Raw genomic sequence first — 10,306 nt, forward strand, 5'->3', positions numbered from 1 at the left:
TAGATGCAGTACCGTAGAACCTTTTTATTTTTTTACTTCCAAAAGGTGCACAGCAGCACAGAACACCTTATTTAAACCCAGGATCTCGATGTGAAATTGAAAATCAAGCACAAACTTTTTTTTACCCTCTTGCTCTCAAGTGCAATTGTATCACTGGCTTTACATCTTTTTGTTAAATCGAGCTTTGAGCGGGGCTTTAAAGAATATGTCAAAATTCAGGAACTCGAGCAGCTCGATCTGTTAACCAGTCAACTGCAAGAGTATTATCAGCAGACAGGGGGATGGGACTTTATTGTCGGTAATCATAGACTGTGGCGGCAGTTGCATCGGGAAACTTCACTGCCCATACCTCCGGGGGAAGAAGGTGTTGCACCAATGGCAGTGCGGCCTCCTGGGTCGCCTTTGTCTCCGGCTTCTGGTAAAGAACCGGATGTTGGTCCAGGTCGGCCGGGAATAGTCGGGCAGAGGCTTATATTGTTTAACAGCGATAAGAGCTGGATAATTGGCGGGGCGGGTGAGTCGCAGAATGAGTTGAAAATGATCCCGATCAAGCAGCAGGATGCCATCATTGGTTACATAGGTCTAGTCCCAGCTGAAAAACTGGCATTTGACAGGGACAGACATTTCCTGAAGCAACAGGTGGAAACATTTGCATTTATACCGGTTATCATTGTTGTTTTGTCTCTTCTTCTCTCGTTTCCTGTGACTATACATCTTCTGCGCCCCATTAATGCCCTGACCAAGGGAACAAGGAAATTGATTGCAGGCAAGTTTATGACACGAATTCCTGTTACCACGGGCGATGAGTTGGGCCGGCTTTCAAAAGATTTTAACACCCTGGCAATGACTCTCGAAAATAATGAAAAAAATAGAAAACAGTGGGCTGCAGATATTTCCCATGAGCTGCGAACACCGCTGTCGGTCCTTCGTGGTGAGGTAGAGGCACTTCAGGACGGAATCCGTCAGCCGGACCCGCAGACTCTTGGTATCCTGCATGGGGAGGTCATGCAGCTTGAGCGAATGGTCAGCGATCTTTATGAATTGTCCATGTCCGATGTTGGAGCTTTGAACTATAAGCGGGTTGAGGTGAACCCTATCGGAATTTTAGAAGGGACCATTGAATCATTTGAACATCGTATGTCAGAAAAAGAACTCAAGCTTACCTTACACCATGGTGGGGTGCATTCCTGTACTCTTCTTGGCGATCCAGAGCGGCTTCAACAGCTTTTTACCAACCTTTTAGAAAACAGTTTACGTTATACCGATGGGCCGGGGATGATTCATGTGAATCTTATGCTTGGCAAAGAATATCTCACTGTTACAATAGAGGACTCGACTCCTACGGTCCCCAAAGAACACTTGGGCCAGCTCTTTGAACGTTTTTACCGGGTGGAGGGATCACGAAACCGTAAAACTGGAGGGGCCGGACTGGGACTTGCCATCTGTAAAAATATAGTTGAGGCCCATGAAGGTAAGATTACAGCCGAATCGTCTCTTTTGGGTGGGATTATGATTAAACTCGAACTTCCTCTTGCTTTAGGATAGTGAAAACAGATTATGGAAAAACAGAAAATATTGATCGTCGAAGATGAGAAAAGACTTGCTGACCTGCACCGCGACTATCTGCAGCAGGCAGGATTTGAGACAACCTGGCTTGAAGACGGAAACCGCGTTGTGCCTTTTGTTCGAGATGCAGCTCCAGATCTGATCCTGTTAGACCTGATGCTGCCAGGAAAAGATGGCCTGGATATTTGTAAGGAGATCCGAGGCTTTTCAGGGGTTCCCATCATTATGGTAACCGCTCGGGTCGAGGAAATTGACAGATTACTTGGTCTGGAATTTGGTGCGGACGATTATATCTGTAAGCCGTTCAGCCCACGTGAAGTTGTGGCTCGGGTGAAGGCGGTACTCAGACGTGGCAGCCAGACGGACTTGGCAGAAGAGCTGCTGGTTCTCGATGAAGATCGGTATCTTGCAACGATTCAGGGCAAAAAACTTGATCTGACGGCAGTGGAGTTTCAACTCCTTGCCATCCTGGCCGCGCGGCCGGGGCAGATTTTCAGCCGTGACCAGTTGATGGAACGGATTTACAGTGATCAGCGTATCGTCTGCGATCGCACTATTGACAGTCATATCAAGAAACTCAGGAAAAAAATCGCTGTGGTTGCACCGGACCTTGAGCTGATACGCTCCGTCTACAGTGTTGGATATAAGTATGAAGTATAGCCGTGAGATTGATATTCTGAGGATAAATTTTGAGAACACCGATGAAGTTGGACAAATTGGTAATTTTTCCCGGTGACGTATAGATTTAAGAAGGTCCTCAAACGGTATCATGTCAGAATGCATCCTCGCAGAGTTGTTCTGATGGAATCAAAGGAATACAGCCTGCGAAAAGGATAGTTCTTATGTTCAACTGGTGGCGCAAACGATCAAGAAAAAAACTTCTCCAAACCCCTTTTCCAAAAAAATGGCGGCAGATACTACAGGAGAGGGTGGCCCATTACCCCTTCCTGACAGCAGCGGAACAGTCCCACCTGGAAGAGTTGATCCAGATTTTTATTGCCGAAAAGAATTTTGAGGGTTGTGGCGGCCTTGAGATCACCGATGAGATCAGGGTTGTCATTGCAGCCGAGGCCAGTTTGCTGGTTCTTTGTCTTCCTCCCTTTCAGTACACGGGGCTTACTTCAGTTCTTGTCTACCCGACAACGGTGGCCCTGCCTCAGAAAAGAACGGGAGTATTTAGCCAGGGGCTGTCCATTGTGCCTGATCGTCAGGCTATTTTGGGCCAGGCAATGCTCCGTGGGCCTGTCATTCTCGTCTGGGATGCTGTTGTGCGGGACGCTCGCCATCCGGAACGCGGACATAATGTGGTCTATCACGAGTTTGCCCATATTCTTGATATGCGCGATGGCTCAGCCGATGGAACCCCGGAGCTTCGTTCCACAAGGCTTTTTAAAGAGTGGGTTGAGATCTGTTCAAAAGAATATTTTCGTCTGCAGAAAAGTGTTGCCGAGGGGCAGAAAACCCTGCTTGATGCCTATGGTGCTGTGCATGAAGCCGAGTTTTTTGCCGTTGCAACGGAACTATTTTTTGATCGCCCACGGCAGATGCGCAGCCAGCTGCCAAAACTTTATGAAGTCCTTTCTGCCTATTACCTGCAGGACACGGCAGCCAGAAAAGATCTTGCCACTGGGGCGTGAGTCTCGTTTTACATCTTTATTTCCTGTGATTTTACACTTTCTGTTCTTTAGCCTGGTAGGTGTCAGCGGCTTGGTGCCACGTCGTGGCAATTGACTTTAGTGGGTAGTATTGTAAATATTATTACAGTGTATGTATCTGCTTTTCAGCGAGCCGACCAATTGTATTTATGGGACATGAGATCGATATAAGATAGCTATTGTGGAGGGAACCGATGAAACCTCTTGTGCTTGTCTTTATTCTGTTCTGTTTTGTAAATGTATCCGCTGCAGCCTCTCTGTGACCAAACGAAAAGGCCTTTCGGGATAAGGGCTGGATTGTCCATGATAGTCAGAGTTTTATGACCATCCTGCAGGAAATACTCCCTGCTTGTATCGCGGAGTTCGGGGGCGACCTTGTCCTCGATAATGAAGAAAGCTATATCTCGGATTTTTGTCACGATGAGCAGATGATCCTTTGGGTTTTCATTTTAGACCGGCTCTCAACAGATCGAGATGAAATGTGGGGAGATATCTCTTTTTCCAGAACCGGGCCGGACACAATGGAGTATACCGAAGTTCGCTGGTATGATCCTCATACGCAGACCAAGCACATCGTCTGCAATGCGAAGCATGTTTTCTGCCTTACCACCAACGTTCCACTTGCCTACAATACAATTTTTTAATGCCTTGTTTCCTGTCCTTCTGTGATAAAAAAGAAGGCTGGAGTTTTTACTGCCATAAGGTATTGAAAATACAACCATGGCACTTCTCTCACCTATGCCCTCCCTCTGCGACGCTCAGTTTGTGGATGTCGTCTGGGTGCTGCAAAGACACTCATGATAGAGACTTTTGGACAAAAGTATCTGAGGCTCTGAGTTTTTGTGCGCAGCCGGCCCTGTTTTGTTGGAAAATGATTATTGTTGACAGTCTTAATCCTAATGGATAATTATTTTCCATAAGGAATTATTCCCAATTTGTGAGATATATGGATCAAAAAGAGATGATGGTAGAGGAAAGAGTAGCGCAGATGGTTGCTCGTCTCAAAGATGGTGAGCACCGGATTACTCCGCAACGGCTGGCGATATTCAAAATTCTTGCAAGTAGTGCAGGACATCCATCTGCCGAGACAATTTATGGAGCCTTGCTCAAGGAATACCCGACAATGAGTCTTGCAACCGTATATAAAACCCTGGCGTTTTTAAAGCAGGAGGGAGAGGTTCTCGAGTTACAGTTTAGTGACCTCGGCAATCGCTATGATGGGAATAAACCCTATCCTCATCCCCATATAATCTGCACCGGGTGTGGGGAGATCGTTGATCCTTGCCTTTTTGATCTCAACGATATCACCCAAAAAATGATGGCAGAAACTGGTTTCACCATTGTTGCCCATCGACTGGATTTTTATGGTCTCTGTCCTGAGTGTCAGCAGAAAAACCTCAATGATCTTGCAGGATAATATGGATTTTGTTGAGGTCTCAAGATCAATAGTGTACTGAGCGTCCTGTTCAGGACCTTTTTTTTGAACTCTCTAAAGACATCGTTTTTGTTTGCCTGGGAGCAGTCTTTACATCAAAAGATACGTTGACAAATTTCGTCCAAGCGTATCTTTTTAAGTATCCGCTCTAACCTCTTAAGGAAAAATCGATGCAGAAAAATGCCGTTCTCACCGCAAGTCAGGAAGATTATCTTGAGGCAATTTATCAGATATCGGCTGACAAAATGGCCGCCCGGGCTAAGGATATTGCAAATTTCCTTGATGTAAAGGCCTCCTCCGTCACCGGGGCTCTTCGTACTTTAAGCTCCTTTGGGCTTGTGAATTATGCCCCCTATGACCTGATCACCCTCACAAAAGAAGGCAAAGCGGTGGCGGAAGAAATTGTTCGGCGCCATCTTGCCCTGCAGGAATTCCTGGTAAGCGTTCTTGGTGTGGACGCAAAAGAAGCCGATGAAGCCGCCTGTAAAATGGAACACTCCGTGCCCAAAAATATTGTCGACCGTTTTATTCAATATGCCGATTATGTGAAGCGGTGCCCCAAGGGTGGGATCACCTGGGACTCCGGTTTTGGCTACTATTGCAAGCATGGCTGTACCCAGGAAGAGGGGTGCAGTCATTGCAAGGATGGCTGCACGAATAAAGATTGATGAGGTCATAAATTCAGATCTCTTTTATAGTAGGTTTTTCGCTGCCCTTATCGTCGGTCAATCCTCCCCTCCCAGTAGTATAGCATTATTCTGTTCTCTCCGTGTTGCAGTCCTTGTTGTTGCCATTTTTGAACTGAGACACCAGCTTCAGTTATGTCAGTTTTGCTCTTACGATGCTGGACAGTAACCCGTATCATGATAATTATGTGCATTAGCTCATTACGAGTGTGGTGATTTATGGAATTGTTAGAAAAAATAGGAAAATATGTCGGGTTACGGTTACTCTTATTTTGTTTTCTGTAATTGAAATAATCAGGGATATTTTTCTTGAAGTCTAACTGGCTGGTCGAATTGTTAACTATTTATGGAGGTTATTATGAAATGGATGCAGTTTTTAACACCTGTATCATCAATTAACTGGGAGCAGGCAAATAAACTTGCTGAGGATAATCCAAAAGGAGACGTTGTCTTTCTTGATGTCCGCCAGCCAAGTGAGTATAAGGCCGGGCACCAGCCTGGGGCTAAACTCATTCCTGTGGGAGATCTGGGAGACAGGCTGGAAGAACTCGACCGGACTAAACACCTTGTGATTTACTGAGCGACTGGTGGGCGCAGCCGGGTTGCTGCGCAGTTACTTTCTGGAAAAGGCTTTGAGAAAGTCTATAATCTGTCCGGTGGGATTAAGGCATGGGATAAAGAGGTTGCGGTGGGCCTGGAGGATTCGGGTATGCATCTCTTCTCCGCAAGTGCAAGCCCTGAAGAGGCCATTATAACCGGTTTTGGACTGGAAATGGGCTTGAGGGATTTTTATCTTACCATGGAGAAAAAGGTCAAAAAAGAAGGCGCAAAGAAGCTCTTTTCTCAACTGGCTGAAATCGAACTTCTCCACGAGCAAAGACTGGTGGAACTCTACACGGCTATGACAAAGAAACCGGCAAGCCTTGAAGACTTTAAAAATAAGGTCGTGCAGCCGGCAATGGAAGGCGGGCTTACAACAACGGAATATCTGAACCGCTATAATATAGAAACGGAAAACGAGCTGGATATTCTCTCCATGGCTATGGCAATTGAAGTTCAGGCACTCGATCTGTATCTGCGTGCGGCTGACAGCAGTAAGACAGCAGAAACAAAGGAAGTTCTGTCTACAATTGCGGGTGAAGAGCGTCAACATATTCAAAAGCTCGGACAATATATAGATCAACAAATGGAAGCGGCATGAAACCACATCTTCTTTTGATTGGTGGTGGTCATGCCCACATGATCACCCTCAAAAAACTCGATACTTTTATCGCAAAGGGGTTCCAGGTGACGGTCATTCAACCGTCGCAATATCACTATTACAGCGGCATGGGGCCTGGAATGCTTGGTGGTACCTACCAACCCGATGATATCCGTTTTGCAACGAAAAAACTGGTTGAAAGTAAAGGAGGGGTATTTGTTCAGGCAGAGGCGTACCGTATAGATCCCAAGCAGCAGTTTGTCTATCTAAAAGACGTGGAAGAACCATTACACTACGATGTGCTTTCCTGTAATGCCGGGTCTTATGTGCCTAAAAATATTGTAAAAGATAGTGGTGGTTGTATCTTTACCTCTAAGCCTATAGAAGAACTGGAAAAAGCAAAAGAGCAAATCCTGGAAAAAGGTAAGAAAGGCGGGGTGACAATAGCTGTTCTTGGAAGCGGTCCTGCCGCCATAGAAATTGCTGGTAACATTCATCAACTGTGTAAAGAACACGGGTTGTCCCAGCCCCGGATTCAATTGTTTGGTGGCCGAAGCTTCATGTCTGGCAGGCCGGAGAAAGTTCAAAAACTGGCTCGAAGGATACTGGAGAAGAAAGGCATCGAAATAATTGAAGACGGTTATGTTACATCTGTTGCTGATCAGGAAATAACTCTGGAAAATGAAGCACACTACAAGGCCGATATAATCTTCCCTGCTTTAGGGGTGAGGCCGTCAAAAATCTTTTCAAGATCGGGGCTAGATGTCGGGCCTGATGGTGGATTGAAGGTAAACGAGTATTTACAGTCAACAAGCCATGCCAATATTTTTGGTGGTGGTGACTGCATCTATTATGCGAAACAACCGTTGGACAAGGTGGGGGTGTACGCCGTCCGTCAAAATGAGACCCTGTATAATAATCTCATGGCCTCACTTGAAAAAAAGCCCCTGGAAAAGTTCAGCCCCGGTGGTGATTATCTCCTGATTTATAATCTTGGTGATAAACAGGGAGTGCTCTCGAAATGGTCTTTCACCTTTTCCGGAAAGCTCGCCTTTGTCATTAAAGATTATATCGATCGAAAATTTATTCAAACGTTTAAGGAGTTCTGAGCGTTAAAAGAGCTTTGCTGGCAGGACTCTTTTACAAAGGTGGAAGAGTCCTGAAGATAAAGGGCATTGGAGGAGTGTCAGGATGGTTTGAAATTCCTGCTATCAGATGATAAACGACTACATTATTTACCTTATTCTGGCGCTTACTGTAACCGCATTGCCTGGTCCGGCTGTAGTTCTGACGATAAAGAACAGCCTGAGATACGGCCATAAAATAGCTATTGCAAATATACTGGGTAATTTTATTGCCATGGTCATTTTGGCGTCCCTTTCGGCTGCAGGTCTGGGGGCTATTATCGTGACCTCTTCGGCCCTGTTTTTCACCCTGAAAGTATTGGGGTGCTTTTATCTTGTGTATGTTGGGATAAAAGTCTGGAAAATGCCTTATGGAGAAGGGCAAATACACTTCCAGGGTGAAACCAGAAAGAACGTCAGGGGTTGGGCTGTCTTTAAAGAGGGCTTTGGCGTCGGGATTTCCAACCCTAAGGCCATAGCGTTTTTCACCGCACTCTTCCCCCAGTTCATAGACCCAGCAAGGGCCTATATCCCACAGTTTCTCACCCTTATTTTAACCATCGAAGGGATATCATTCTTCGTGCTGTCAAGCTATGCTCTCCTGTCTTCCGTCGCCTCTCCGTATTTATCCCGGAAAAAGCCAATGATTTTTTTCAATAAATTAACGGGAGCCGCTTTTGTCGGTTTTGGTCTTGCTTTACTCTTGGAAGACTGAAAATTCTCATAAGTCTTGAGTCGTGCAGGTCTCCACAATGATCAACTGCTGATCTATTATTCTGGTTATTGCTTATTGTAGCAGAGGTAAATTGGGGATGTGTCTTTTCATAATCCTGCTTATCGTTTCCTCTATTGCAGTAAAACGACAACAACAAAAAATATATGAAGGAGCCAGCAGATGAAATGGTTTATGGTAATTTTAACCCTGATGATCTCCTCCGTGGCGAGTGCCGAGGTTGATCATCTTGCTCGATTTGAGCACAACCAGCAGGTGAGTTACGGGCGCATCATCGGCCAGAACATTCAGCCACTGACAGGTGATCTTTTCGGGGAATTAGTCGCGAGCGGAGAACTTCTGCCGCTTGAAGAGGTAAAATTATTACTGCCAACAACCCCTCAAAAAGTATTTGCCGTTGGAATGAATTTCGCAAGCCACATTTCATCACCATCCGATGCACCTCCTCCTCTTTTTTTGAAACTGCCCACCTCACTCATTGCCTCTGGAGAGGTGATCCAATTGCCGCCGGACGCTACAAATGTTCATTTCGAGGGGGAACTGGTGCTGATCATTGGTAAGCAGGCTAAAAATATCAGTGAAGCCGAGGCGGATAAGGCCATTTTTGGAGTAACAGTCGGCAATGATTTGACGGAGCGGAGCTGGCAAGGTTCCGACCTGCAATGGATGCGTTCCAAAGCCAGTGATGGTTTTGGTCCTGTTGGCTCTGTCATTGCAGTTGGTGTCGATTATAATAACGTTCTCCTGACAACCAGACTCAACGGTAAAGTTGTACAACAGGAAAACACCCGTTACATGATCCACAAACCGGCAAAGGTGGTCAGCTATCTCAGTCGATATTTTACCTTGATGCCGGGGGATTTGATCTTTATGGGAACGCCGGGGCGTACACAGGCTCTTACCAATGGAGATACGGTGTCTGTAACCATTGAGCAGGTGGGGAGCCTGGAAAATGAAATCCGCCAATAAAAAGGGTGTGGTAATTTATAGAAATCGCCTGGTTGTCCACCAATCATTGAAGTTTTTGCCATCAATATTTTATGAAAAATATATACCACATCCTCAATGGCGACGCCCTGAAGGGACAACTCCCCGAGCAGATTACAGGCAAGACCATCATCATGCGCGAATGCCTTATTGAAGGTGGGGTACAGGGAAGGGATCTGGATGATTTCTTTTCGATACGCGCTGATTTTATAAGTAAAAGCTATAAAGAGTTCACAAAAAAAGATTATTACTCAATGAGCGTTACTGAGATGGAAAAAATGCAAAACATCCCAGAGGGCTCAGAGATTAATTTCTGGTTTGAAGATGATTTATTATGTCAGGTGAACTTGTGGTTTGTCCTTGATCTTCTCGCAAAAAAAAGACAGCGTTGTCCGTTTTTCCTGGTGAGACCAACCGCAGGTTATGAATATGGCTTTGGCGGGATGAGTGAAGCCTGCTTTATGCAAGCCTATGCCAGCAAAAAAGAAATAACATTTACGGAACTGCAACTGTTTCGTTCATTGTGGAAGGGCTATCAGGCAAATAATTATGAAGAGCTGGTTCGACTGGGTAATGAACTCAGCGATAACTATCCGTTTGTTTTGCCTGCAATTCAGGCCCATGGTGCCAGGGCTTCCGTGGACGGCTCTCCTGGCAGGCCGGAACAAACTCTTCTCAATATTATACGGGAATTACAGACAACAGAATTCTCTACGATCTTTAAAGAATTCTCAAAAAGAGAAGCTATTTACGGCTTTGGTGATTTGCAGGTACAACGCCTTTTAGCAAAAGTAATAACTCAACTTTCGGGATTGAATAAATAGGTGAAAATTATCAGTAAATGCATGATATTATGATATAAAACATTGAAGAGCCCTAACCTTTGAATTATAATGGAATCACCACAATTCATAATAAA

At 45.3% G+C, this 10,306-nt stretch carries 11 protein-coding genes; all 11 read left to right on the plus strand.

Annotated features, from left to right (window positions below; translation table 11 throughout):
• Positions 1–90 precede the first annotated feature (90 nt).
• The 11 genes from FCL48_RS17830 (at position 91) to FCL48_RS17885 (ending at position 10,211) form a co-directional block, all read left to right on the plus strand.
• Positions 91–1,545 (plus strand): ATP-binding protein, encoded by a 1,455-nt coding sequence (locus FCL48_RS17830; protein ID WP_136874124.1) that lies wholly within the window; start codon positions 91–93, stop codon positions 1,543–1,545.
• Between the two features lie 12 nt (positions 1,546–1,557).
• Positions 1,558–2,226 (plus strand): response regulator, encoded by a 669-nt coding sequence (locus FCL48_RS17835; protein ID WP_136874126.1) that lies wholly within the window; start codon positions 1,558–1,560, stop codon positions 2,224–2,226.
• A 182-nt stretch (positions 2,227–2,408) separates the two neighbouring features.
• A complete protein-coding gene (locus FCL48_RS17840) occupies positions 2,409–3,203 on the plus strand; it encodes a zinc-dependent peptidase (protein WP_136874128.1) in 795 nt (264 codons plus the stop codon).
• Between the two features lie 338 nt (positions 3,204–3,541).
• Positions 3,542–3,865 (plus strand): hypothetical protein, encoded by a 324-nt coding sequence (locus tag FCL48_RS17845; RefSeq protein ID WP_136874130.1) that lies wholly within the window; start codon positions 3,542–3,544, stop codon positions 3,863–3,865.
• Positions 3,866–4,167: 302 nt separating this feature from the next.
• Positions 4,168–4,638: a Fur family transcriptional regulator gene (locus FCL48_RS17850; RefSeq protein ID WP_240744877.1), complete on the plus strand. Its 471-nt coding sequence runs from the start codon at positions 4,168–4,170 to the stop codon at positions 4,636–4,638.
• 188 nt (positions 4,639–4,826) lie between these two features.
• On the plus strand, positions 4,827–5,324 hold the full coding sequence (locus FCL48_RS17855; RefSeq protein ID WP_136874132.1) for a metal-dependent transcriptional regulator: 498 nt from the start codon (positions 4,827–4,829) through the stop codon (positions 5,322–5,324).
• Between the two features lie 376 nt (positions 5,325–5,700).
• Positions 5,701–6,543, plus strand: coding sequence for a rhodanese-like domain-containing protein (locus FCL48_RS25785; protein WP_305791026.1), 843 nt, complete (start codon positions 5,701–5,703; stop codon positions 6,541–6,543).
• A complete protein-coding gene (locus tag FCL48_RS17870) occupies positions 6,540–7,652 on the plus strand; it encodes an NAD(P)/FAD-dependent oxidoreductase (protein ID WP_136874138.1) in 1,113 nt (370 codons plus the stop codon). The genes FCL48_RS25785 and FCL48_RS17870 overlap by 4 nt, the downstream gene beginning before the upstream one ends.
• A 106-nt stretch (positions 7,653–7,758) precedes the next feature.
• Complete coding sequence (locus FCL48_RS17875; protein WP_136874140.1) at positions 7,759–8,382, plus strand: LysE family translocator; 624 nt, start codon at positions 7,759–7,761, stop codon at positions 8,380–8,382.
• A 180-nt stretch (positions 8,383–8,562) separates the two neighbouring features.
• Entirely contained in the window at positions 8,563–9,369 is an 807-nt protein-coding gene (locus FCL48_RS17880) for a fumarylacetoacetate hydrolase family protein (RefSeq protein WP_136874142.1), read from the plus strand.
• Between the two features lie 71 nt (positions 9,370–9,440).
• Positions 9,441–10,211, plus strand: coding sequence for a DUF1835 domain-containing protein (locus FCL48_RS17885; RefSeq protein WP_136874144.1), 771 nt, complete (start codon positions 9,441–9,443; stop codon positions 10,209–10,211).
• The last annotated feature ends 95 nt before the right edge of the window (positions 10,212–10,306 follow it).

Origin of the sequence: Desulforhopalus sp. IMCC35007, assembly GCF_005116575.1 — a bacterium.
GTDB lineage: Bacteria > Desulfobacterota > Desulfobulbia > Desulfobulbales > Desulfocapsaceae > Desulforhopalus_A.